Genomic DNA, 23,748 nt, shown 5'->3' on the forward strand with positions numbered 1-23,748 from the left:
ATGAACTAATGTTTAATGAACTAATTTTTGAATTAATTGACGTTGAAATTCTTGTCCATATTGTTTAGCAAGTCTAGCTTGTTTGGTCTTATTAGTGGCTAAAGAATGATCTGTTTTCATTGCTTGTGCTAATTTTTGTTGGACAAATTTCTTAGCCTGCTCTTGGGTTTTAGCCTTAGCAGCAGGTGTTTTCATTTTGCTCATTTTTTGTTTCAATTTTTTAACTTGATCAGTAGACAAGTGCAACCAGCTTTTCGGTAAATAGAAGGTGTTGGTTCGTTTAACGAGCTTACCGTTTAATTCAGACCAGCCAAACCAAAACTTAGTCATTTTTGAATTGAATTGCCAACGCGTTTCCGTTGTTTTTAAAATGCCATTGTCGCCATCGTGAAATTTAAGCCGATTATTTTTAACCGTATACTCATTAGCTTGGGTATGACTAGGCTTTTTTTGATTTAAAGTCTTTTTATACACTTGGACAGTTTCTTTCCCATCAGTCCCAATTTCCTTGTATAACATTAAGTTTAGACCATTTTTTGAACTGGCTGGGTAAATTTGAGTGACTTTTGTATGTGCTGCTTGATGCATACCAAAATGGCTGTAGCTGTTTAATGTCATAAATATTAGAGATAAGCCAAACACAATTACAGAAAGGGCAGTTCCAATGTAACGAATAGCTGGCTTATTGGTATAAACAAAGAAAATGAATAATGCTAGTACACTAACAATTAATGTAACTAAAATCATTTGGTAGCACCACCTTTACTTACTTGCGAGTTATCTTTTACCAAAAAGGCTAAAATTAATCCAATTACTGAGAAAACAAGAGAGAATAAGAACGCTGCTTGATAACCAGATAAAGTTGCATTAATGTATGCGTGCTTATAAGCAAACGGTGCTGCTTTTAATAAACTTTTGGCAGGTGCATGATTATTTGTAACGTTTGTCAATAAAGTAACCATAATTGCCGAACCAATTGATGAGGCAATCTGACGAACGGTGTTGTTAGAAGCAGTTCCATCAGCAATTAAGGAATCTGGTAATGAATTCATTCCTGCAGTTGTGACAGGCATCATTACCATTGCCACACCGAACATTCTAGCTGCTTGTAATAAAATAATATATATAACAGGTGTATCAGCTGTCAGGAATAAAAATGGAATCGTAGCAAACGTAATAATAGTTAATCCGGTAATTGATAAACGTTTTGCTCCATGAGCATCAAAAGCTTTACCAGTTATAGGGTTCATAATTGCGTATCCCAATGCTCCAGGCAACAATACTAAACCTGATTGCAGTGGAGTCATACCATGACCAATTTGAAGGTATAGTGGCAAAACAACAGAGGCACCTAAATTAGCTAGCATTGTAATTGATGCCAGGATTGTTGACAGAGAAAAGGCAGGCGTCTTGAAAACCTTTAATTGTAAAAATGGCTTAGGAATAACTAGTTGTCGCCAAACAAATAATGCAATAGCTACAAAACCAATAATCAAGGTACTTATGACAACAGTTGAAGTCCAACCCTTATCGCCAGCTGCAGAAAAACCGTAAAGCAGTGAAGCGAAGCCGATTGTTGATAAGGCAACTGATAACCAATCAAGGGTCTGTTTAGAAGTTTTCATGACAGGTGTCATAAACAAAACAGATAATATGATTACTACAATAATGATTGGGATCATTAAACCAAATAAGGCGCGCCAAGACATATTATCAAGAATCCAGCCTGACAATGTTGGTCCTAGAGCAGGTGCAAGACCAACAACGATTCCAACCATGCCAAGTGCAGAACCACGTTTTTCAGGTGGAAAAATCGATAGCATAATGGTTTGTAAAAGTGGCATTGTAATCCCGACACCAATAGCTTGGATAATTCTTCCGATAAGAATAACGGCAAAATTGGGTGCATAGTAAGCTAAAACTGTTCCCCCAAGAAAAATCCCCATTGCTCCTGTATATAACCACTTAGTGTTAATAGTTGTTGCTAAATAAGCTGATAGCGGCATCATAATACCATTAACCACTAAAAAGCTTGTGGTTAACCACTGAGCAGTAGAAGTTGATATGTTAAAGGTAGACATCAGTTTAGGTAGGGCATTAGATAATAAAGTCTGATTTAATACCGTACAAAATGTTCCGACAAGTAAAACAATTAACATCATTGTTCTATTGAGTGAACTACCTTTTTTAATATTTGACGACAAAGAAAACTCCTTCTTTCAAAATGGAATAATTATTTAGTCAATTAAACTGTTGTAAAATTGACAGCATCTAATATAACTTATCTGTCAATTAATGTCAAATATGTGACATATAAAGATGATTATTTGACATTGAAACCAAATGATTATAGAATTTTTATAAATATGATATTGGAATTTTTAATTATTAATGAAGAATAAAAATAGGTAAGGCTATGGCGCAAAGATTATTTCTAGGAGATACAATTAAGTCAGATAATGTTTATTTAGGTATTAGTGATGTTGCGCGAGCTTGTAAAGTCAACGCACGTCAAATTCGTTATTGGATTAAGATGGGCTATATTGACACAGTTAATGTTGAAAACGGTGCAATAAAATTGCCGTACAGTGAATTGATTCATGCACGGTTAATTAAGCATTTTTTGGATGAAGGATATACGTTATCAGCTGCAGCCAAAAAGATGAAAGAGAATATTGGGTTAGCTCGTGCATATCGAAAGATTTTGACTGAAGGAGTTAAAAAAGTTTCTACTGATAAAAATAAGACTATTTTTGATTTTGGCTCTTTGAAAGAAAATCCGGATAAACATGTTTATGGTGTTGAGACTGAAAATGGTATTGAATTTACATTAGATAAAGAGCTTTTGTAAAGGAGCATATTATGCTGTCACATAGTATGAAGAAGCGCTTTGATACATTTGTTGATGCTATTTTGGCTATTGTTATTACAATTATGGCGCTTGAATTACCACAGATAAATAGTAAGAATTATGCATTAAACAATGTATTGGTTGCTGTTTTAGTTTATTTTGTTAGTTTTTGTTTTGTTGGCAGTATTTGGTATCAGTTAGCACGTACATCTGATGAAGTTAAGCAAATTAGCAAAAAAATTATGCTGTTAGAGCTGATGATGGTCTTTATCATTTCGTTGATTCCTAATTTAACGATGGCGATGGTTGCTAATGCAACCAAATATACGGTTATGCTTTACGGAATGACTCTGTTAATTGTAGAAAGTTTAATGCGAATAGTTAGTTTTTCGACATTAAAAAAATGTTATTCTAATACCGCAGATTTTATTCGCTCATATTTAGATATTCTGGGTTCATTTACACATGGTACTTTTTTATTAAATATAGTTTTACTGATTTTAGGCTGGTTTTATCCCAAAATTGCGATGGGATTTTATTTGTTGATCCCAGTACGTTCATTTTTGACAATTGATAATGAACGAGTAGAGAATCAGTTAATAACACGAATGAGTTATAGTGAGCGCAAAATATTTGATAAATTATCAATAAAGCAGAAGCGTAAATTAGTTAAGTTAATGCGTTCGTATCGAATTAAACCAGCAGCAATTACTGTTAAGAATCTTAAGACAAAAAAATGGCAGGCTTTTGTTAAGTCTGTCAGTAATGAATTGAATTTAGATTCTAATGAAATAGAAAATTGGTTTCTACAAAAATAATATAGCTTAAGTAAAAATTTTAATTGCCACAAAAAATGACACGTGGTTGGTATTGAGATAGCAAATATTATAAGCTTCTGTATTTATAGCCACATAAAATTTGATAGACTTGAACAAATATAAGTTCAAGTGTAGTATCTTAAATTTTATAATTCCTGTGCTATAATAAAAGTAAAGAAAAAGTCCTACTGTAATAGGACTTCTTTTGAACAAACAGCACCCGCTTCAAAGGCGGTGGCTGAAATTATATTATTGCTTTAAAAAGCCGTTATATAACTCGCCAAAGTTAAATGGGACGGCTTTTTAAGTGCAATTATTTTTTGTGATTGTCGATATAATCGAGCAATGCAATAATAAACATACCAAAAGCTAGTATTAAAGTTAGCGCATCGGCAACACTCAAGACTGTTAAACCTTTCTGAAAACTTTACGTGCATAAGCACCGTCTCCTTTCCGAGATAACAGTCACCGCCCTCAAAACTTTGTTTACTGAGAGTTCTAATTAATTATATCAGATAAATTATTAAATAAAATTAACTATTCTAGTATTTAAAATAGTCAGGTATTATCAGTGTAAAGCAGCTTAGATTTTCTAAGCTGCTTTTTGGTTAAGAAATATGCTTAAACTAGAATCGGTATGTAATAAAATTGAAAAATAATTATTAGGTAAATTGATTAATCATTTTTCTAACAATTTTTTCTATATCATCAGGTTTTAACTTTGCTCCGTCTTTGATCCATTTTAAAAGCGAGTTACATAAACCGCCAATAATAAAATAGTAGGCATAGCTTTCCTCTTCAATGTTCTGATAATTGCCGTGTTCTATCGGTATTTTAGGGAAAAAATTACCAAAGATTAGGTAGAATAAATTATTTTTATCTAAAATAAATAAGAAGTCTGTATATTGTTCCCAAAATTCAAAAAATTGAGTAACTATGTTTGGTAAATCAAACTTTTTTTGTTTCATTAATTGTTTGATTAATAATTGCAATAAATTTTCAAGATAATAACTTAAAACATCCTCTAATTTTTGAAAATGTCGATAAAAGGTTCTACGAGAAACACCGGATTTTTGAGCTAGCTGTGAAATGGTAATCGTATTAAATGGTTGCTCGAACATTAAATCTAGTAGAGCAGTAACTAATAAATCTTTAGATATTTTTATTTGTTTAATCCTGATTTTTTTATCTGTCACAGAGTACACTCCTTTGTAGCACTTGACGAAATTCTATTGTGTAAATAATAATGCAATATTATTATATCAATAATAGTCACAAATGTGACAGTTAAATCTGGAGGTAATTATAGTGAAAGCAATTGTTTACACCCAAAATGGTAATCTTGATGCTTTAAAGATTAAAGATATACCTAAGCCTGTTCCTAAAAAGAATCAAGTATTGATACATGTAAAAGCTAGTACTTTAAATATTTTGGATTATCAAAGATTTAAAAATAATAAAAAAATCCCATTGTCTATTCGTATTATGAATAGAATGCAAGGGAGTATTGGTAGGCCGCTTGGAGCAGACATTTCAGGCATAGTTGTAGGTTGGGGTGAAAATGTAAGTAAGTTTAAAATTGGTGATGAAGTTTTTGCTAAAACTTTAGGAACTTTTCCAGCAGGTGGTTGGGCCGAATATGCTGTCGTTGACAAAGATCAAGTAGGTATTAAGCCACAAAAGCTTTCTTTTGAGCAAGCTGCAGCAATACCAACTTCTTTTGAAACAGCTTTAGGTAGTGTCAGAAAAGCAAAGGTCAAGAAAGATCAACAGGTAATGATTTATGGTTCCTCTGGTGGAGTGGGGTTATTTGCTGTACAAATTGCTAAAGCAATGGGCGCAATAGTAACAGGTGTCTGTAGTACAAGAAATGTACAAATTGCTAAAACTTTAGGTTGTGATTCAGTAATTGATTATAAAAAAGAAAACTTTACTCAAAGTAAACAAAAGTTTGATGCAATTATTGGAGTTAATGGTAGTAATCCAATTAGTTCATATAAAAAATTATTAACAGACAATGGTATTTTTGTTGGAGTGGGCATGCATCAAATTTTTAAGACAATGCTTAATGCACCGTTTTCTAAGCATGTTGACTTTTTTGCTGACCCAATGTTTCCTCAAAAAGATTATCTAATGGTTGCTCAAAAATTAGCTAATGAGGGAAAGCTAGATCCATATATTGATGAAATATATCAGGCAAAAGATATTAAACAAGCCATTAACTATGTGATAACCAAGCATCCACATGGTAAGGTGGCTGTTGATATGAATTTTGATTGATTGTCAATGCAGTAGTAAACATAACTAATAGCGATACTGTTTGCATTTTTATGTAGGTAACTGCTTTTTATTTGGAAAATATGTTTAAGAGTATAAAATTAAAGATTTATCTGTGAAATACCATGTAAGTATAGATCATTAATCAAAGTGAACAATTGTTTAGCAGAGATGTCCTTGTTTCGTTTCAGCCAGAATTGAAACAGAGACAGGGATGTATTAATGTGAAATTCGACCAAATAGTCATCTAATTCAGTATTTGTATGATCTTTATTTGGAAATTTAATTTCACTTTTAAGCCGTTCTAGAAAATCAAAACTACCATATTTACCCAATAAAGCTTTTAGATAAGTTTCTTTTTCTGTGAAAAATTCTAAAAGGTAGTTTTCAAAATGATGATTGTCTGTTTCTTTTGGTATCAAGATGATTTTTTGTGAGATATATTTAATTACATCATCTTGAATGTATTCAAGTAGCTCATAGATATCTGAAAAATATTGGTAAAATGTGCTTCGATTATATCCAGCTAAATGGCATATCTCTTTGACTGTAATTTTTTGAAGAGGTTTGCGACTATATAATTCGCAAAAGACATTAATAATTTTTGCTTTAGTTTGATTAGTTTTTGATAATTTTTGCGTCATAAAGTACTCCTTAAAATCCAACATATTTATAAAAATTGTTTGTTGATACAGAAAATAGTCTGTGTAATATTAATTATAAAACAACATTGTGTTGGATTTTATTAAGGAGAATATAATTAATGAAAGCTGTAGCTTGTTATAAAAATATTTTATCGGTTATTGAAACAGAAAAGCCTGTCCCTAAAGACAATGAGGTGCTTGTCAAAGTAGTAGCAACTACGCTAAATATTTTGGATTATAATCGTTTTGAAAAAAGTTTACCAATCAAGGCTGCACTGCAAAATAATAAGGGAAAAATCTTGGGCGTTGAGCTGTCAGGAGTAGTTGTTTCTTGTGGCAAAAATATGGCTAATTTCAAAATAGGTGATGAAGTTTATGGCAAAACTTCTGGGATAATTCCTACAGGAGCCTGGGCTGAATATGCGATTTTAGATAAAGATAATGTTTATTTTAAGCCTAAAGAATTAACTTTTGAGCAGGCTGCAGCAATTCCATCGTCGTTTTCAACTGCCCTAGGTGCTATTAGAAGAACAGAAATTTTACCTGGGCAAAATGTTTTAGTCTATGGTGCATCTGGTGGTGTAGGACAATATATTGTCCAGATAGCTCAAGCTCAAGGCGGCATAGTTACTGGTGTTTGTAGTACAAGGAATGTAAAAATGGCACATAAAATTGGTGCTAAATATGTAATAGATTATAAAACTGAGGACTTTACTCAAGTTAAGCGAAAATTTGATGTTGTTTTTGGAATAAATGGCTGTAATCCTACAAAAAAGTATAAAAAAGTCATGAAATCTAAAAGTACATATGTCGGTGTAGGAAATACGCAGCAAGGAATATTGGCGATGATAAGTTCCTTATTTAATGTCTTTACCTCTAAAAAGGTTTCGTTTTATACCGAACCATTAATGCCAGTGAAAGATTATTTACCGTATGCTAATGAGCTGGTAAAACAAGGAGAATTAACACCGTTTATTGATAAAGTCTATGCGATTGAAAATATCGCCGAGGCAATCAAATATGTTATTACTAGGCATGTTCAGGGGAAAGTTGTGATAGATGTAGATTTTGATTAGGGTTAATTAATGCAATCCATTAACCAAAATTTCAGTAAAATTGAATATCAATTTTAAACATGCTAGAATATGATTATAAATAAAAAGAAGCCCCATTGGTCGTAGGACTTCTTAACATGAGTTTCCGCATTAAGCGGTGACTTAACGATATTTGAACTAATAACCGGTAGTCTCTCAAACTAGAGCGGTTATTTTTTTGCCTTAAATTTTTTGAAGACAGCCTTCAGTCCAGTACAAGCATTAACTAAGTTGGTAGTTTCAGTAATTAGCAGACATAACTGCTCAACTACTATTGCCAATACCAAGATAATTACTGCAATGGCTGAACCAAAGGCAATAACAGTATCCACGTGGGTACTTGACTAATCCTTTCTGCAAAATTCTAGGAGTTACAGTTGTTACACCATAAGCACCACTTCCTCAGTTTAGAAATTAATCACCGCTAGCTAGTCTCTCATGTTCACTAACATTATGGCAAACCTAGAATTAAAGAAATAGCTATCAAAGCAGTCAATTATTAATAGTTTGTGACTAATTCACATTCCAAGCCTGATATTTGGGTCATCTGGCTAGCTATGGTAAACTTTAGCAGCTATGTATTAGGAAAAGGAGAACAATATGCAGATTGCTAAAAAAGTACGAGGTTTAACTACTTTTGACTTGAAAATAATCGGAATTATTTTAATGGTAGTTGATCATTTTCACCAGATGTTTTATCCACTGGGCGCACCGAATTGGCTGGACTGGTTCGGTCGACCAGTCGCCACTATTTTCTTTTTTACTAGTGTAGTTGGCTTTAGCCACACGCATGATAAGAAGAAATATATGGAACGGCTGTATATTTCAATGGTGTTGATGGCGCTGTTCACAGCAATTTTGGAAAAAACAGTCCACTTTGAGCAAGTAGTGTTAATCAATAACATTTTCCGTGATTTGTTTATTGGAACAATGTTTATGACTGGTATCGATCAGTTTGCGGCTGCTAAAAATGGCAACAAGGCAAAACATATTAGTTTAGGAATTTTATGGTTTGCCTTACCGTTTATTTTCTCAGTGATTACAACACTTCTTGTTGGTGCAGCTGGCCTGCCATTAATAATTAAGCAAATTGCCCTGGGCATTTTTCCAGCAATTCTCTTAGCCGAAAATAATGTTATGGTTTTGTTAATTCCGCTGCTATATTTATTCAGAAACAACAAAAAAATTCAATGTCTGCTGATTGCAATAACCGCGCTACTTTATGGTTTAACTGGTTCAACTCAGTGGATGATGATTTTTGCAATTATTCCGATCTGGTTTTATAACGGTCAAAAGGGTCCGGGCATGAAGTATTTCTTTTATATTTTCTATCCGGCACATATTGCCTTGCTGTATTGCTTAGCTGCATTCTTGTACAAGGTAATTATCAAATAAGATTGAGGGGCACTTCTTCAAGGAAGTACCTTTTTTATTTGTAATTAATTCGGATGGTTAAAAATTAATTATAAAGTGCTATTATAGAGTGAAACTATTGATTATTTGATGATTTAAGGAAGGAATTATCATGAAAATTGGCTTTATCGGAACAGGTGTGATGGGCAATGCGATTTGTCTTAATTTGCTAAAAGCGGGTTATAAGTTATGGGTCTATAATCGCACTAAGTCCAAGACAGATAATTTGGTGGCTGAAGGTGCTACTTGGTGTGCTAATCCTAAGGCGGTTACGGATGCGACCGATGTGATTTTCACGATGGTTGGCTTTCCGCGGGATGTTGAGCAAATTTATTTTGGCACTGACGGTATTTTAACAACTGATGTTCAGGGCAAGATCATCGTTGACATGACAACTTCTAAGCCTAAGTTAGCGGAGAAGATTTACGCTGCAGGTGAAGAACAGGGTGCGCAAGTTTTGGATGCACCAGTTTCTGGTGGTGACTTAGGTGCTAAAAATGGCACGTTGACTGTCATGGTTGGCGGCGACAAGGAAGCCTTTACGACCTTAAAGCCAGTTTTTGAAGCAATCAGCAGTATGGCGCAATATTTTGGTCCAGCAGGTGCTGGTCAAAACACTAAAATGGCCAACCAGATTATGATTGCCGGAACAATGACGGGGATGACTGAAATGCTGGTTTACGCGCAAAAGGCGGGGCTAGATTTGCCGGCAGTAGTCAAAACAGTTGGCGGCGGTAGTGCTGCTAACTGGAGCTTAAGCAACTATGCGCCAAGAGTTTTAAAAGGTGATTATACTCCCGGATTTTTTAGCAAACATTTCTTAAAGGATTTGCGGATTGCGCTCGACACAGCTCAAGAAATGGATGTTGAGCTGCCGGCAACGGAAAAAGCTAAGGAACTCTATGAAATCTTGGTTGATGAAAAAGACTTGGGTGATTTAGGCACGCAAGGACTAATTAAACTGTGGTGGGAATAAACTAGGAGAATTTAATGAAACAAGTAAAAATTAATGGCCGCATGGTACCGGCAATTGGCATTGGTACTTGGCACATGGGTAGTGATCCGGCTAAGCAGCAAGCAGAAACAGCCGCAATTCAAGCTGGAATTGAAGCAGGTGCTAAGTTAATCGATACCGCGGAAATTTACGGTAAAGGTGCATCTGAAACCTTAGTGGGTCAAGCAATTAAGCCGTACAAACGTGAGGAATTGTTTGTCGTTTCAAAAGTTTGGCCGGAAAATGCGACGAAAAAGGACTTGGAGAAGCACTTAGATGCTAGTTTAGATCGTCTCAATACGGATTATTTGGATATGTACTTACTTCACTGGCGCGATCAGGTGCCACTAGAGGAATCAATTGCTGAATTGGATCGAATGCGTGAAAAGGGCAAGATTAAGTCTTGGGGTGTTTCTAATTTTGATGTGGCAGATTTAGAAGAAGTCGAGGCGCTTCCTGCCGGTCATAATTTAGCAGCAAACGAAGACCTCTATAATCTGAATGCTCGTGGGTTAGATTTTGATTTGATTCCGTGGCAAAAAGAACGTGACATACCGCTGCTTGCTTATAGTCCAGTTGGCGGCTTAGACAACAACTTGCATACCGATATGCTGACTAATCCAGTAATTAAACAAATTGCTGATGAGCATAACGCCTCAGTTTATCAAGTGTTACTTAGCTGGACAATTCGTGACGGAATAACGATTGCGATTCCGCAAACGGCTAATGCAGATCACATGAAGGACAATATTGCGGCTGCTGATTTGGAACTAACTGCTGCTGACCTAGCGGCAATTGATGAGCAATATCCTAAGCCAACGCACAAGATACCACTTGATTTGGATTAAGCACTAAAGAACTCAATTTGAGTTCTTTTTTTATACAGCTTTTCATAAATGTATACGATTTTTTGCGTTACCTAGTATATATTTTGGTAAAATGAATAAGTTGAACAAATTTTATTGGGGGAGTAAATTAATGGATTTATCGCTTGTTATTGTGTCTGTGGCTGCTTTTTTGACACCGACGCTATTAGCGCGGTTTAAAGTATCACTAATACCAACAACCGTTGCGGAAATTATTGTCGGTGTGATTCTAGGCAAAAGCTGCTTTAACATTATTCATATTAATTCTGTTTTGAATACTTTGAGTACACTGGGCACGATTATGCTGCTGTTTTTGAGTGGGATGGAAATCGATTTTTCACTATTTAAAAAGAGTAAGCCGATGACAGAATTAGCTACTAAAAAAGCACAAAATAAAACCAAAGAAACACCGCTAAAAATCGCAATTATCGCTTATTCACTGACAATTGTCGTATCAGTTGTTTTAGGAATCTTATTTAAAGTTTGTGGACTATTTTCAGATGTCTTTTTGTCAGTAATCTTGTTTGCGACCGTTTCGCTCGGCGTTATGATTAGCATTTTGAAAGAAAATAATTTGCTGGGGCAATCGTATGGGCAAACTTTACTGCTATTTGGGGTGTTAGGTGAAATTATTCCGCTGCTTGGCTTAACTATCTATTCCTCAATTAAAAGTGGTAATGGCGGCACATTATGGTTGATTTCGCTTGTCTTTTTGGCTGCGGCTTACTTACTAGCACGGTTTCGTAATTTCTTTAATGTGTTTGGCAAATTAACTAAGTCGACTACCCAGCTTGATATGCGGTTTGCCTTTTTGGTAATTGTTATCTTGGTTGTTCTGGCGACATCAGTCGGCGCCGAAAACATTTTGGGAGCATTCTTAGCAGGGATTGTCATTAAATTGCTGGAACCTGAAGAAGCAACTGAAGAAAAGTTAAACGCGATTGGTTATGGCTTCTTAATTCCGTTTTTCTTTATTTTGACAGGTGTGAAGTTGGACTTGGTTTCGCTACTTAGCTCAAGAGCGACCTTAACCTTAATTCCTTTGCTGTTATTGGCATTCTTGGTAGCTAAAATGCCAGCTTATTATAGTTTTAAACGGCTATTTTCTAAGCAGAACGCCTTAGCAGGTACCTTTTTGGTTGAAACAACAATGACCTTGGTTATTTCAGGTGTAGCGATTGCGCAAAACATTCATGCATTAAATAGCCAGCAAGGTGGTGCCTTAACTTTGGCGGCGGTATTAACGTGCTTAATTGGACCAATGCTCTTTAAAAAGCTGTACCAGCCTAAAGACGAAAAGCTACCCAAGACAACCGTTCATATTATTGGTACGACAGTTACTTCTGTTGCCACCTGCCACCAATTACCACATGATTGGTATGACACGAGTTTATATACGCAACATCAAGAAAGCTATGAAACTTATAAAAATTCAGCACCAGTAACGCTGCTTGAGACGATGGAACCAGCTGATTTAATTAAACAGGGAATTTTTGATACCGATATTCTGGTAATTACGGATATCCATTCCAAGATTAACTATAATTTGGCGTTGGCCGCGAAAAAGTACGGTGTTGAACGTGTTCTCGTAAGAATGGATGATCCCGATCCTGATGAAGCTGATGCGATGGAGAAGGAACTAAGTAATTTGAAGATTGAATACTTTAATACCTTTGATACAGGTGTTGGTGTCTTTCGCACCGCGATTGAATCGCCAGAAGTTTTGCGCTTTATTACTTCATCAACGTCAAGTTTGTTTGAAGTAACAATGACTAATACTCGTTTTAACGGCGGTTTGATATCAGATTTGCCTGAAATTAATGAAGTCGTAATTAGTAAGATTGTTCGTCATGGTAAGTTCGTTGATCCGCGTGATGATCTGCGATTGCAGCTTGGCGATCATTTGATTATGGCGGGACCACGTGAGGTGGTTTCGCGACTGCGATTGCTACTTGATAATCAGTTAGGATAAATAAAAAAGCAGCTCATAATTGAGCTGCTATTTTTAGATGATTGCAAATACAAGACTGATAACTGCCGCTAGAATAACTAGTGGTAGTAACAAATGAATGAAGAAGACAAAGATAATGCCGCAGGCTAATAGGAAGAAACAAATTTTAAATACTCCAGCACCCAGCTTTAGTAAAAGCCAAGTTATTAAAAAGATCAGTAAAAGTGTCAGCATAATTAATTCCTCCAATTAAATTAAGAATTATTATAGCCGGTTTGCATAAAAGAGTGCAGAAAAAGGATTAACTTTAAAAATAGTTAAGCAACTACTTTTTGCATTGAAGATTGTTATAATATTCTTTTAGACATTTTGGGTTAATTGTTATTCCCCAGGAAATAATATGAAAGGATAGTGGCATTTGAAATATCAACAAATAATTTTTGACGTTGATGATACGTTAATTGATTCAGCTGCTACTGAGAAATTTTCACTGCAGCAACTTTTTGCTGCACATCATTGGCAGCTGACACCAGCATTGCAGCAGAATTATCATCGTTATAATCAAGAATTGTGGCGCCAACTTGAATTAGGTGAAATTACTTATGAAGAGTTAAGTGAGACAACTTTTCGTCATTTTCTCAAGGAAAATCTGGATTTAGAAGTTGATGGCTTAGAAATTATGAGGGAGTATCGGTCATATTTTAGTAAGGCACATCAGCTTTTGCCAGGAGTTGAAAGTACGCTCAAGCTCGCACGCCAACTAGGTTATCAGTTAACAATTTTGAGTAATGGTGAGCGACTAATTCAGAATCAACGCTTGGAGCTTGCCGGTATTAAAAAGTATTTTAATTTGATTATTACTTCACAAGAAGCAGGCGTTTCTAAGCCGGATGAACAAATTTTTGATTACTTTTTTGCTCGAACAAAGATTCCTCCTGAGAAGACAATTTTCTTTGGTGATGGTCTGCAGTCAGACATCTTGGGTGCTGAAAAGTATGGCTTTGACAGTGTTTGGTACAATCATCGTCATCGGTTAAATACCCTTAATTTACATCCGCTTTTTGAAGTTGATAGTTACCAAAAGTTCGCTGAACTATTGCGAAATAACTTTATTAATTTTGTAACAAACTAAGTGCTGGGGTTTGGTATAATAAAAATGAAAGAGAGGTCAAGCTTATGAATAATATTAATTCGTTAACCGATACTTATGAATTGAATAATGGTGTGAAGATTCCTGCTGTTGGCTTCGGTACGTGGCAGACTCCTGATGGTGAAGTTGCGCAAAATTCTGTGATGGCCGCAATTAATGCAGGATATCGTTTAATTGATACTGCTGCAGCTTATGGCAATGAGGAAAGTGTGGGCAAGGGTATTAGCAAGAGCGGCATTAATCGTTATGATTTGTTTGTTGCGACTAAATTGTGGAATACCGATCATGGTTATAAGAAAACTGCAGCCGCAATTGATACCAGCTTAGAAAAATTAGGCCTGGATTATCTTGATTTGTACTTAATTCATTGGCCTAATCCAGCTGCCATGCGCGATCACTGGGCTGAATTAAACGCTGAAAGTTGGCGGGCGATGGAAGATGCCTTGAAAGCCGGTAAAATTCGGGCAATAGGGGTTTCTAATTTTAGAAGACACCATCTTGATGAGTTGTTAAAGACTGCGGGTATTCGACCAGCCGTCAACCAAATTTATTTAAATCCAAGTGATATGCAAAAAGACGTAACTGCTTATAATGATGAATTAGGAATTTTGAATGAGGCATACAGTCCTTTAGGAACTGGTGGTTTACTCGCAAATGAGACAGTTACTGAGATTGCTGGCCATTATGGTAAGAGTCCTGCCCAATTATTGTTGCGCTGGTCAATCCAACATAATTTCTTGCCGCTGCCTAAGTCGGTTCATCCAAAGTATATTGCTGCTAATGCGCAAATTTTTGACTTTTCAATTAGCGACCAAGATATGTTGGAATTAGATGGACTACATGGTGCTGCACAAGTTGCTAAGGATCCAGATAAGACAGATTTTTAATAATATAAGAAAAGAGTAATAGCAAATGAAGATAGGATTTATTGGGACTGGGAAAATTGGCTCATCAATTATTTTAGGCTTATTACAAGCGGATATTGCGGGAAAAGATATCTATGTCTTCGATGGGGGACACAAGTCTGCCCAAAAGATTGCTGCTGAAAAGGGTCTACATTTAGTTAATGATTATGCGGAATTTAATGATTGTACCGCGGTAATTGTTGCAGTTGGCGGGCCAGTGATTAATACAATTTTACAAAAATTGGGTCAAACTTATCACGGTATTATGATGTCGACGGGTGGCGGTGACTTAGTAAAAGTTAACCAAGAAGCGGCTTCTGATACATCATTTGCGAAAATAGTACCTAATACTCCTGTTCAAATTGGCGAGGGCATTACGGCTGTCAGCTTCATTCCTGATGAAAAAGAAGGGGTCATTAAGACCACCAAGGAGATTTTGGGCAAGCTTGGTGATGTCTACGTTGTTCCCGAAAATCTTTTGGGAATATACGGAACGGTTGCTGGCTGTGCACCTGCTTATGTTGACTTAATGATTGAAGCACTGAGTGATGCTGCTGTACAAAATGGTGTTAAGCGTGCCGAATCTTATCCAATAATTGAAAAGATGATTTTGGGAACGGCTAAGTTAGCATTGACTACTAAGAAGTTACCTGAGGAATTGAAGAATGAGGTAACTACCCCTGGTGGTACGACCATTAAGGGCGTTGTTAAGTTAGAGGAGACAGGCTTTAGAAATGCCTTAATTCAAGCGATTAACGCATCAGCTAACTAATTAAAAAGGCGAAATGTTTCATATGGAACATTTCGCCTTTTTTAACGAGACAAACAAAATAGGCATTGGGTGATTTTACCCAATGTCTATTTTTAGTTACATGTAAGAAAGGAATTACTATTAATTAAAATTCTTTGTCCAAATCAACGGGAGTATCAGGAGTTTCGCCGTTAATTAATTTCAAGTTGTTGTCGAAGGCTTTAACAACCATGTTGCGAACTGCATGAGTTGTATAGAAAGCAGTATGTGGTGTTACCAAAACATTTGGCCGTGCAATCAAATCTGCCAAGCGCTTATCAGGCAAGTCCTTGTCGCTAAAGTCGCTATTGAAAATACCAACTTCACTTTCGTAAGTATCCATGACAAAGCCAAAGATTTTACCTGAATCTAAGCCGCGAATAACGGCGTCAGTGTCGACTAATGGACCACGTGAGACGTTAATAATGACGACATCATCCTTCATCTTCTTGATTGAATCATCATTAATCATGTGGACATTCTCTGGGGTGTCAGGAACGTGCAATGAAATAACATCTGCTTGAGCATAGATGTCGTCAAGGGAATCAACATAGTAGCCTTGCTTTTCAAGTTCAGGATTTCTGTAAATATCGTAAGCAATGACTTTAGCGCCAAAGCCTTCCATAATCTTCATAAATACTTGACCAATATGGCCGGTACCGATGACACCGACAGTTTGGTCACGAACTTCACGTCCAATTGTTGGTGCCCAACGGAAATCGTGCCGAGCAATCTTTTCATCCATTTGCTTATCTTGACGCAAAATTCGTGCAGCTTGAACAGCAGCATGTTCAGCGATCGCATCTGGGGAGTAGACAGGAACATTGGTTAATTTAAAGCCTAATGATTTAGCCTTTGGCAAGTCAATGTTATCAATTCCGACGTTACGCAGCGACCAGTTATGAATGCCTAATTTATCTAAGGCTTCAATTGTGTCTGCCTTGTAGTCTAATTGCTGATAAGTAACGACGCCATCGGCACCTTTGGCCAATTTAGCAGTTTCGGGAGTCAATAATTGATCGGTAAAATCAACATCAACGTCCTTGTGTGCGTTTTTCCATTCGGTAACGTATGGTTCTTCATCTTTTCGAATCGCATAAGCAAAAATCTTAGTCATAAATCTTAACCTCCATAAAATTAATATTATTGTCTCTTGTGTTATTATACACTTGTATCAGTACAATGGAATAATAAACTTGTGAAAAAATTAATTTTATTAATAATCGTTGAATTATCAGCATAATGGAGTAAATAAAATGATTATGACAAAAGAATGGCTCAGCCAATTACCGGTTAAAAATATCCTAGCTTGTAAAACTATTCACGGAGGTGATACAAATAAAGCTTATCAAATTAAGATACTAACCAGAGCTTATTTTATGAAGGTTCAGCCAAATAGTTCAGCTGCCTATTTTGACCATGAAGTGTCGGGACTAAAAGAAATCGCAAAAGCTGGAGTTAATACGTTAACGCCGCTTTTTCAGGGACAAATAAATGGTACGGCCTATCTAATTTTGAATTGGCTTGAGACTGATGTCGGTAGTCAGGCTGATTTAGGCAGGCAAGTTGCTAAGTTGCATCACTTTCATAATGACCGGTTCGGCTTTGGCGATCAATCGCAAAATCGCGTGATGATTAAGAATAATCAGTGGAATCAGAGTTGGGTGGATTTTTATATTAGGCAGCGGCTGGAGCCAGAAGTGGCAAGTGCGCAAAAATTGGGTTACTGGAATGATGAGCGTGAAGAACATTTCCGGCGAATGGTGGTGCAATTTACAGATTATTATGATCGCCATGAAGTAACGCCAAGCTTGTGTCATGGCGATTTGTGGTTTGGCAATGTTTTGTTTGCACGCGGCATGCCATACTTAATTGATCCGGATGTGATCTATGGCGATCGTGAGTTTGACCTGGCAATGACAACTGTGTTCGGCGGCTTTAGCAATCAGTTTTATCGTGCTTATTATGAAGAATATCCGCTTGATGAGGAACTTGCACAGCGGCTAAATTGGTATCGTTTCTATTACTTGTGCATGCACCTTTGCCTATTTGGTGAAAGTTATGGCAGTGCAGTTGATGAAATATTGAGTCATTTTTAAAAAACATTATAATAAGTGGGACAGATAAAATAAGGAGAATAAAATGATCTTAATTTCGTGGAATATTGACTCACTAAATGCAGCTCTGACAGGAACTTCCGCGCGGGCTGAAGAAACGCGGAAAGTTTTGGCTAAAATTCATGACGAAAATCCAGATGTGATTGCAATTCAGGAAACTAAATTGCGGGCGACTGGTCCGACCAAGAAGCATCAGGAAGTTTTGGCAGCGCAATTTCCTGAATACGATTATGTGTGGCGCTCATCTGAGGAACCTGCACGTAAGGGTTATGCCGGCACAATGTACTTGTACAAAAAGGATTTGACGCCTAAGATAACTTATCCAGAAATTGGCGCTCCTGAGCCAATGGATCATGAAGGTCGAATTATCACCTTGGAGTTTCCTGAAGTTTTTGTTACGCAGGTGTATACGCCTAATTCCGGTAGTGGTTTGAAGCGCCTAGGGGAGCGACAACTTTGGGATGAAAAATACGTTGCCTACTTACAGGAGTTAGATAAGAAGAAGCCGGTTTTGGCGAGTGGCGACTATAATGTTGCTCATACAGAAATTGACTTGAAGCATCCCGATAACAACCATCATTCTGCGGGCTTCACTGATGAAGAGCGGGTAGATTTTACTAAATTACTTGATGCTGGCTTTACCGATACTTTTAGAAAAGTCAATGGTAATGTTGAAGGCGTATATTCATGGTGGGCTCAACGAGTACGGACAGCTAAGGCCAATAATTCTGGCTGGCGCATCGACTACTGGCTTGCAAGCAACCGGATTGCTGACAAGGTGCAAAATTCAGAAATGATGGATACAGGTGCACGAGCAGACCATTGTCCAATCATAATAAATATAGACATATAGTATATATAACTAAAATTATATTAGGGTATAATTTTTGACTATATTAATATTAAAGAGTACACTTAACTAGACTTTCTGATGAGGGTCAATTTTTTAAGTGTTAGGGGGAAATTTATTATGTCATGGATTAACATCGTACAAAGCGCATTGAGTATGGCAAACGGTATTATTACTAACGTAAGTGACTTTTTTAACATCTTCCGTTAATTAGTACTAAGCTATATTAAAAAAGCAGTCAACTACTTGTAGTTGACTGCTTTTTTGTTCTACTATTTTTAATGCCAAATTTAAAAGGTGGGTTTCAACTTTTCTTTTGTGTAAAATTAACTTGAGGCGATATGAATGAACAAACCACTGCAAGATGCAATTTTGAATGGCTTATATGATGCCGATTATCCGGGGCATGAATTACTTAGTCCAAAATTGTTGAGAAATACAAAAACCGATAAAATTTGGCTGACTTTACGCCAAGAGCTATTGACGTGCCGTAATTTTACCTGGGCCGTCGCTTTTGTCACTCAAGATATGCTGGTGCCCTTTAAGGTAGTGATGGCTGACTTAGCAATTAAAGGTGTCAGCGGGACAATTATTACGGGTGACTATTTGGCATTTAATAATCCGCAAGTGTTCCGTGAATTAATGAAAATTCCTAATTTAACAGTTAAAATTGCCGCAAACAATGGCTTTCATGCCAAGGGTTACCTGTTTGACCATGATGAATGGCAGACATTAGTAATTGGCAGTGCTAACTTCACTAGAGCAGCCTTACTTAGTAATTATGAGTGGGCCTTAAAAGTTAGTTCGCGTGAAAATGCGGCCTTAACCAAGCAACTGGCCGCACAAATTCAGCAACTAGAAGAAACAAGTGTGTCGTTAACTGCAGAATGGCTTCAAGAATATGAGGCAAATTGGGTAAAACCTGTAAGCAGAGTATTGCCTAAGCCCAAAACAGCATCCCCAATTACCCCTAACCAAATGCAGACTGCTGCCTTAAAAGAACTAAAGGCGCTAGTTGACACTGGGCAAAAGCGCGGGTTAGTTGTTTCGGCAACAGGAACAGGAAAAACGTATCTTGGTGCCTTTGCCGTAAAGGATTTTGCACCACACAAGTTCTTATACGTTGTGCATCGCGAGCAGATTGCTAAAAAGGCCTTAGAAAGTTTTTACCAAGTAATTGGCGGTGAGCGTAGTAATTATGGCTTGTTAACTGGTCACAAGCATCAGCTTAACTGCCAGTATGTTTTTGCGACTGTGCAAACCCTGAGTCAGCCGGATATGCTTGCTAGTCTCTCTCAAGATGAATTTGATTATATTTTAATTGATGAAGCCCACCGGGCTGCTGCGCCTAGTTATCAGCGCGTGCTTGATTATTTCACGCCGCAATTTTGGCTGGGGATGACAGCAACGCCTGAGCGAATGGATGACCAGGATGTCTACCAACTGTTTGATTATAATTTGGCCTATGAGATTAGACTGCGGGATGCCTTAGAAGAAAAAATGCTGGCACCATTTCATTACGTTGGGGTGGAAGATTATGAGGTTGATGGCGAAAGTATCGACGAAACGACTAATTTGCGTAATTTGGTAGCACCTAAACGAGTTGACTATGTGTTAGAGCAGCTTAATTATTATGGTTATTGCGGGACAAAAGCCCGCGGCTTAGTTTTTTGCAGCCGTCAGGAAGAAGCACGTGAATTAGCCCAATTGTTTACTGCACGCGGTCATTCAGCAGTTGCTTTGACTAATGAAGACAGCGAAGTTAGGCGGGCAGAAGTGGTTGCCCAGCTTGAAAGCGGCCAAATCGAATACATTGTAACTGTTGACTTGTTTAACGAGGGAATTGATATTCCTTCACTTAACCAGATTGTGATGTTGCGTAATACCCAGTCAAGCATTGTCTTTATTCAGCAGTTAGGACGGGGACTGAGGAAATATCCTGGGAAAGATTACGTTACAGTAATTGATTTTATCGGTAATTATAAAAATAATTATTTGATTCCGATTGCGCTGAATCAAGATGCTAGCCGCAGTCAAGATAAGGCACGAGAAGAGAGCACATTGCCGGGACTAATTGATGTGTCAACGATTAACTTTAGCCGGATTGCTTCGGATAAAATTTTGGCATCACTTGACCAGATTAAACTTGATAGTCTGAAGGAATTGCGACAGTCCTACAATGATTTGCAAGAAAAAATTGGCCGGCCGCCGCTATTGTTTGATTTTTATCAGTATGGTTCAACTTCACCGCTGGTCTTTGCTAACAATCATAGTTTGCAGCACTACGGGCAGTTTTTAAGTAAAATGGGCGAGCCGGTTGAACTTAATAAGTATGAAAATGCAGTCTTATCATTTATGACCAAGGAGTTATTGAACGGCAAAAGACCACACGAACTCTGTTTGCTACAATTATTGCTGGCAAAAGGACAAGTCAGTCAAGACGAATATGAGCAGGAATTGCGTCAAAATCATGCTTATGTCGATCGTGCGGTATTAACTTCAGTTGAGGCAATTTTGTCATTGTCCTTTTTCGATATTAAGCAAGGAAAAACTACCAAAAAGGCGCAGTATGGTGACCAAGCATTAATCATGCACCCGAATTTATTGGATTATCGCTTGTCACCGCAATTGCAGCAGGCACTAGAAGCAAATGCGGTGTTTAAGAAATTGTTCGTTGATGTGGTTAAGACTGGGCTAGCCCTTAACAAGCAGTATGATAACCAACAGCAATTTACGCTTTATCAGCAGTATGACCGTAAGGACGTTTGCCGTCTGCTTAATTGGCCCAAGGACGTGTCGGCGCCAATGTATGGTTATCGGGTAGAAGAAAAAGAGACGCCAATTTTTATCACTTACCAAAAGGATTCGGCTGATAAGCGCAACGCAGTTTATGATAATACGCTAGAAGATGGTCGGAGTTTGCGCTGGTATACTCGTTCGCCGCGCCACCTTGAGTCGGATGAAGTGCAGCGTCTGCTTAATTCACCGCAGATGAAGCTGCACTTGTTTGTGAAGAAGAGCGATGCAATCGGCAAGCAGTTTTTCTATTTAGGTGAGGCCGATATTCAAAAGGAAACAGTGGAAGAGGAATTGCTGGGGCCGAAAAAGAAGGCAGCAGTGGGGATGAATCTCTTATTGAAGCACCCACTTGAAGCTAGAATGTATGAATTATTATTTGCGGAATAAAAAAAGCTTCCATGTATATGGAAGCTTTTTTAGTTTAGTTAATTTATCTGGAAACAAATGTGTTTGGCTTAAGATGCTGCAGAATGGCATAACCAACATCTTTTTCGTCGTTTTCGTTGTCATCAGTTTGGTTAAGGAACATGACAATTCCGTTTTGATTATCAGTTGTCAGTTGTACCCAAGTGCCGAAGTGATTACCGCTAAGACTGCCATAGGCCAATTTTAGCGAATCATTATTTTTGAGATACATGCCGCCGGAATAATCAGTTATCTTACTATTTAAGTGGGTGAGGTAATTGAAGTCGTCCTTATTGAGGATGGTACCGTCGGTTAAACCAACCTGAATCTTGTAATATTCTTCTGGCGTTGAGAATAGATTGCCGGCACCAGGAATTTGAGAAGCGAGGGACCGTTTAACATAAGAAGAATTTTGGTAATTTTTTCCGCCGTTGGAATAATATGAAATTGGATCGGTCATGCCACTGGGAATGTTTTGGTACAAGTAGGTGCTTTTGAGGCCGAGCTTGTTAACAATCCGATTCTGGAAGTTTGCTTCATAAGATTGACCGGTTAGTTGCCGGATAATGCCGACCAGCAGGATGTAGTTGGCATTATTGTACTTGTAAGTTCCAACTGGTGCCGAAGGTGAACTGTTAATCTTGTTAACGATCCAATTAACGGCGTTATTTTCGGAATAATTATAACCGCGGTTAATTTCGGTATTGGTGACAGTAATTCCGGAAGTATGAGTTAACAGGTTACCGACGGAAATTTGGTCGGCGTTTTTCAGATTAGGGTACCAGCGAGAAATTTTGGTATATTGCGAAAAGGCATTGTCGGTATGTAAATTTTCGTTGATTAGCTGGATAATCATTGCGCCAGTGATTACTTTTTGCAGGGATGCAGTTGGATAAACAACGCTGTCGTCGCCATTGCCAATGCGTTTGCCGTACCAGGCATAACCATAACTAATTGGCTGCACCTGTCCGTTTTTGATGACGGCAACACTACCGCGCATGTGGTGCTGCTGCAGTGTATTTCTTACAAAAGTGTACATGTCATTTTGACTGCTAGTGCTAGACGCTGCTTCAGTTTGGACAGCGCTGGTAGCTAATAGTGCGGTTAAGCCCAAGGTTAGAGCTGCCGCTAATGTAATAATTTTATGTTTCAAAATTCAAATTTGCTCCTCTCGAAGATATAATTGTATTATAGAACGATTGTGTTAATAAACGTGTGCAAAACTATTAAAATTGTTTGACAATATTACTTTTAATAGAATTTGACGAGCAATTTGCGTTAGGGAAACTGATTTTAATTATATATATGGAAGGAAAATGAAATGGCAGCTAAGAAAATCATTCGTGACACCTTATTTTTAAAGCAAAAAGCGGAAGAAGCAACCAAAGAAGATTACCAAACTGCAATTGATTTGCGCGATACATTAATTGCTGAGCGTGAGTCGGCTGCCGGACTTGCAGCTAATATGATTGGCGTCAATAAAAAGATTATTGCCTTCTATATGGGAGATTTGCCGATTGTGATGATTAATCCGCAGATAATTGCTAAAAGCGGGCGGTATTTGACAGAAGAAGGCTGTCTTTCCTTATTTGGTTTGCGGAAGACGGAACGTTATCAGTCAATAACGGTTGAATATCAGAATTTAAATTTCCAGATGCAGAAGCAAACTTTTACTGGTTTTGTTGCAGAAACTATCCAACATGAAGTGGATCATTGTGCAGGAATCCTGATTTAACTAAAAGTTTTTTGGACAATAAACGCTGATATATCAAGGATTAGTATTATTTTTGAAAAAAGTAGCAAAAAAAGCTTGCAAAAGGGGAG

The 23,748-nt window shown here is 37.2% G+C and carries 23 protein-coding genes; 15 read left to right on the forward strand and 8 right to left on the reverse strand.

Annotated elements, in window-relative coordinates; genetic code table 11:
* Window positions 1-12: 12 nt before the first annotated feature.
* Window positions 13-747, reverse strand: a complete 735-nt coding sequence (locus OZX58_RS00090; protein ID WP_277140984.1) for a DUF4811 domain-containing protein — start codon at window positions 745-747, stop codon at window positions 13-15.
* Window positions 744-2,162, reverse strand: a complete 1,419-nt coding sequence (locus OZX58_RS00095) for an MDR family MFS transporter (protein ID WP_277141793.1) — start codon at window positions 2,160-2,162, stop codon at window positions 744-746. Before OZX58_RS00095 ends, OZX58_RS00090 begins: the two co-directional genes overlap by 4 nt.
* Window positions 2,163-2,416: 254 nt before the next feature.
* Between OZX58_RS00095 and OZX58_RS00100 the strand changes: the two genes are divergently transcribed.
* The gene (locus tag OZX58_RS00100; RefSeq protein WP_277140985.1) at window positions 2,417-2,851 is read left to right on the forward strand and encodes a MerR family transcriptional regulator; all 435 of its coding nucleotides are present in this window, start codon (window positions 2,417-2,419) and stop codon (window positions 2,849-2,851) included.
* An 11-nt stretch (window positions 2,852-2,862) separates the two neighbouring features.
* Window positions 2,863-3,669, forward strand: a complete 807-nt coding sequence (locus tag OZX58_RS00105) for a TMEM175 family protein (RefSeq protein ID WP_277140986.1) — start codon at window positions 2,863-2,865, stop codon at window positions 3,667-3,669.
* A gap of 662 nt (window positions 3,670-4,331) precedes the next feature.
* Here OZX58_RS00105 and OZX58_RS00110 read toward each other — a convergent pair.
* Window positions 4,332-4,865, reverse strand: a complete 534-nt coding sequence (locus OZX58_RS00110; protein ID WP_277140987.1) for a TetR/AcrR family transcriptional regulator — start codon at window positions 4,863-4,865, stop codon at window positions 4,332-4,334.
* Window positions 4,866-4,977: 112 nt separating this feature from the next.
* Here OZX58_RS00110 and OZX58_RS00115 point away from each other — a divergent pair, with 112 nt between their 5' ends.
* Window positions 4,978-5,949 carry an NAD(P)-dependent alcohol dehydrogenase gene (locus tag OZX58_RS00115; protein ID WP_277140988.1) on the forward strand — a complete coding sequence of 324 codons (972 nt, stop codon included), beginning with the start codon at window positions 4,978-4,980 and terminating at the stop codon, window positions 5,947-5,949.
* A gap of 98 nt (window positions 5,950-6,047) precedes the next feature.
* Here the strand turns inward: OZX58_RS00115 and OZX58_RS00120 are convergent, their stop codons facing one another.
* Window positions 6,048-6,590, reverse strand: coding sequence for a TetR/AcrR family transcriptional regulator (locus tag OZX58_RS00120; RefSeq protein WP_277140989.1), 543 nt, complete (start codon window positions 6,588-6,590; stop codon window positions 6,048-6,050).
* Window positions 6,591-6,709: 119 nt separating this feature from the next.
* On the opposite strand from OZX58_RS00120, the gene OZX58_RS00125 reads away from it, so the two are divergent.
* Window positions 6,710-7,666: an NAD(P)-dependent alcohol dehydrogenase gene (locus OZX58_RS00125; RefSeq protein WP_277140990.1), complete on the forward strand. Its 957-nt coding sequence runs from the start codon at window positions 6,710-6,712 to the stop codon at window positions 7,664-7,666.
* Window positions 7,667-7,854: 188 nt separating this feature from the next.
* Here OZX58_RS00125 and OZX58_RS00130 read toward each other — a convergent pair whose 3' ends face one another.
* Window positions 7,855-8,016, reverse strand: coding sequence for a hypothetical protein (locus tag OZX58_RS00130; RefSeq protein WP_277129993.1), 162 nt, complete (start codon window positions 8,014-8,016; stop codon window positions 7,855-7,857).
* A 268-nt stretch (window positions 8,017-8,284) separates the two neighbouring features.
* On the opposite strand from OZX58_RS00130, the gene OZX58_RS00135 reads away from it, so the two are divergent.
* The 4 genes from OZX58_RS00135 to OZX58_RS00150 all read left to right on the forward strand — a co-directional run bounded on the left by OZX58_RS00135 (window position 8,285) and on the right by OZX58_RS00150 (window position 12,929).
* Window positions 8,285-9,079, forward strand: a complete 795-nt coding sequence (locus tag OZX58_RS00135) for a TraX family protein (protein WP_277129991.1) — start codon at window positions 8,285-8,287, stop codon at window positions 9,077-9,079.
* Between the two features lie 130 nt (window positions 9,080-9,209).
* Entirely contained in the window at window positions 9,210-10,073 is an 864-nt protein-coding gene (locus OZX58_RS00140) for an NAD(P)-dependent oxidoreductase (RefSeq protein WP_277129989.1), read from the forward strand.
* Between the two features lie 14 nt (window positions 10,074-10,087).
* The gene (locus OZX58_RS00145; RefSeq protein WP_277140991.1) at window positions 10,088-10,939 is read left to right on the forward strand and encodes an aldo/keto reductase; all 852 of its coding nucleotides are present in this window, start codon (window positions 10,088-10,090) and stop codon (window positions 10,937-10,939) included.
* A 130-nt stretch (window positions 10,940-11,069) separates the two neighbouring features.
* Window positions 11,070-12,929, forward strand: coding sequence for a cation:proton antiporter (locus OZX58_RS00150; RefSeq protein ID WP_277129986.1), 1,860 nt, complete (start codon window positions 11,070-11,072; stop codon window positions 12,927-12,929).
* Between the two features lie 33 nt (window positions 12,930-12,962).
* Here OZX58_RS00150 and OZX58_RS00155 read toward each other — a convergent pair whose 3' ends face one another.
* Window positions 12,963-13,142 (reverse strand): hypothetical protein, encoded by a 180-nt coding sequence (locus OZX58_RS00155; RefSeq protein ID WP_277140992.1) that lies wholly within the window; start codon window positions 13,140-13,142, stop codon window positions 12,963-12,965.
* A 184-nt stretch (window positions 13,143-13,326) separates the two neighbouring features.
* On the opposite strand from OZX58_RS00155, the gene OZX58_RS00160 reads away from it, so the two are divergent.
* The 3 genes from OZX58_RS00160 to OZX58_RS00170 are packed head-to-tail and all read left to right on the forward strand — an operon-like array spanning window position 13,327 to window position 15,735.
* The gene (locus OZX58_RS00160) at window positions 13,327-14,040 is read left to right on the forward strand and encodes a YjjG family noncanonical pyrimidine nucleotidase (protein WP_277129984.1); all 714 of its coding nucleotides are present in this window, start codon (window positions 13,327-13,329) and stop codon (window positions 14,038-14,040) included.
* Between the two features lie 44 nt (window positions 14,041-14,084).
* A complete protein-coding gene (locus tag OZX58_RS00165) occupies window positions 14,085-14,945 on the forward strand; it encodes an aldo/keto reductase (RefSeq protein ID WP_277140993.1) in 861 nt (286 codons plus the stop codon).
* 25 nt (window positions 14,946-14,970) lie between these two features.
* Window positions 14,971-15,735, forward strand: a complete 765-nt coding sequence (locus OZX58_RS00170) for a pyrroline-5-carboxylate reductase dimerization domain-containing protein (protein ID WP_277129982.1) — start codon at window positions 14,971-14,973, stop codon at window positions 15,733-15,735.
* 124 nt (window positions 15,736-15,859) lie between these two features.
* Here the strand turns inward: OZX58_RS00170 and OZX58_RS00175 are convergent, their stop codons facing one another.
* Complete coding sequence (locus tag OZX58_RS00175; protein ID WP_277129981.1) at window positions 15,860-16,870, reverse strand: D-2-hydroxyacid dehydrogenase; 1,011 nt, start codon at window positions 16,868-16,870, stop codon at window positions 15,860-15,862.
* Between the two features lie 139 nt (window positions 16,871-17,009).
* Between OZX58_RS00175 and OZX58_RS00180 the strand changes: the two genes are divergently transcribed.
* The 3 genes from OZX58_RS00180 (at window position 17,010) to OZX58_RS00190 (ending at window position 21,906) form a co-directional block, all read left to right on the forward strand.
* Window positions 17,010-17,852 carry a fructosamine kinase family protein gene (locus OZX58_RS00180; protein ID WP_277129979.1) on the forward strand — a complete coding sequence of 281 codons (843 nt, stop codon included), beginning with the start codon at window positions 17,010-17,012 and terminating at the stop codon, window positions 17,850-17,852.
* Window positions 17,853-17,895: 43 nt separating this feature from the next.
* Complete coding sequence (locus OZX58_RS00185; RefSeq protein WP_277129978.1) at window positions 17,896-18,723, forward strand: exodeoxyribonuclease III; 828 nt, start codon at window positions 17,896-17,898, stop codon at window positions 18,721-18,723.
* Between the two features lie 342 nt (window positions 18,724-19,065).
* The gene (locus tag OZX58_RS00190; protein ID WP_277140994.1) at window positions 19,066-21,906 is read left to right on the forward strand and encodes a DEAD/DEAH box helicase; all 2,841 of its coding nucleotides are present in this window, start codon (window positions 19,066-19,068) and stop codon (window positions 21,904-21,906) included.
* Window positions 21,907-21,949: 43 nt separating this feature from the next.
* On the opposite strand, the gene OZX58_RS00195 is transcribed toward OZX58_RS00190, so the two are convergent.
* Complete coding sequence (locus OZX58_RS00195; protein WP_277141795.1) at window positions 21,950-23,038, reverse strand: serine hydrolase domain-containing protein; 1,089 nt, start codon at window positions 23,036-23,038, stop codon at window positions 21,950-21,952.
* 207 nt (window positions 23,039-23,245) lie between these two features.
* Between OZX58_RS00195 and OZX58_RS00200 the strand changes: the two genes are divergently transcribed.
* Window positions 23,246-23,659, forward strand: coding sequence for a peptide deformylase (locus tag OZX58_RS00200; RefSeq protein WP_277140995.1), 414 nt, complete (start codon window positions 23,246-23,248; stop codon window positions 23,657-23,659).
* The last annotated feature ends 89 nt before the right edge of the window (window positions 23,660-23,748 follow it).

The sequence above is a fragment of the Lactobacillus sp. ESL0680 genome, assembly GCF_029392855.1.
GTDB lineage: Bacteria > Bacillota > Bacilli > Lactobacillales > Lactobacillaceae > Lactobacillus.

Bases quoted from the DNA above. Each gene is read 5' to 3' on its own strand.
- OZX58_RS00090 (WP_277140984.1), bottom strand. From the start codon at position 747: ATGATTTTAGTTACATTAATTGTTAGTGTACTAGCATTATTCATTTTC.
- OZX58_RS00095 (WP_277141793.1), bottom strand. From the start codon at position 2,162: ATGATGTTAATTGTTTTACTTGTCGGAACATTTTGTACGGTATTAAAT.
- OZX58_RS00100 (WP_277140985.1), top strand. From the start codon at position 2,417: ATGGCGCAAAGATTATTTCTAGGAGATACAATTAAGTCAGATAATGTT.
- OZX58_RS00105 (WP_277140986.1), top strand. From the start codon at position 2,863: ATGCTGTCACATAGTATGAAGAAGCGCTTTGATACATTTGTTGATGCT.
- OZX58_RS00120 (WP_277140989.1), bottom strand. From the start codon at position 6,590: ATGACGCAAAAATTATCAAAAACTAATCAAACTAAAGCAAAAATTATT.
- OZX58_RS00125 (WP_277140990.1), top strand. From the start codon at position 6,710: ATGAAAGCTGTAGCTTGTTATAAAAATATTTTATCGGTTATTGAAACA.
- OZX58_RS00135 (WP_277129991.1), top strand. From the start codon at position 8,285: ATGCAGATTGCTAAAAAAGTACGAGGTTTAACTACTTTTGACTTGAAA.
- OZX58_RS00140 (WP_277129989.1), top strand. From the start codon at position 9,210: ATGAAAATTGGCTTTATCGGAACAGGTGTGATGGGCAATGCGATTTGT.
- OZX58_RS00145 (WP_277140991.1), top strand. From the start codon at position 10,088: ATGAAACAAGTAAAAATTAATGGCCGCATGGTACCGGCAATTGGCATT.
- OZX58_RS00150 (WP_277129986.1), top strand. From the start codon at position 11,070: ATGGATTTATCGCTTGTTATTGTGTCTGTGGCTGCTTTTTTGACACCG.
- OZX58_RS00155 (WP_277140992.1), bottom strand. From the start codon at position 13,142: ATGCTGACACTTTTACTGATCTTTTTAATAACTTGGCTTTTACTAAAG.
- OZX58_RS00165 (WP_277140993.1), top strand. From the start codon at position 14,085: ATGAATAATATTAATTCGTTAACCGATACTTATGAATTGAATAATGGT.
- OZX58_RS00170 (WP_277129982.1), top strand. From the start codon at position 14,971: ATGAAGATAGGATTTATTGGGACTGGGAAAATTGGCTCATCAATTATT.
- OZX58_RS00175 (WP_277129981.1), bottom strand. From the start codon at position 16,870: ATGACTAAGATTTTTGCTTATGCGATTCGAAAAGATGAAGAACCATAC.
- OZX58_RS00180 (WP_277129979.1), top strand. From the start codon at position 17,010: ATGATTATGACAAAAGAATGGCTCAGCCAATTACCGGTTAAAAATATC.
- OZX58_RS00185 (WP_277129978.1), top strand. From the start codon at position 17,896: ATGATCTTAATTTCGTGGAATATTGACTCACTAAATGCAGCTCTGACA.
- OZX58_RS00190 (WP_277140994.1), top strand. From the start codon at position 19,066: ATGAACAAACCACTGCAAGATGCAATTTTGAATGGCTTATATGATGCC.
- OZX58_RS00200 (WP_277140995.1), top strand. From the start codon at position 23,246: ATGGCAGCTAAGAAAATCATTCGTGACACCTTATTTTTAAAGCAAAAA.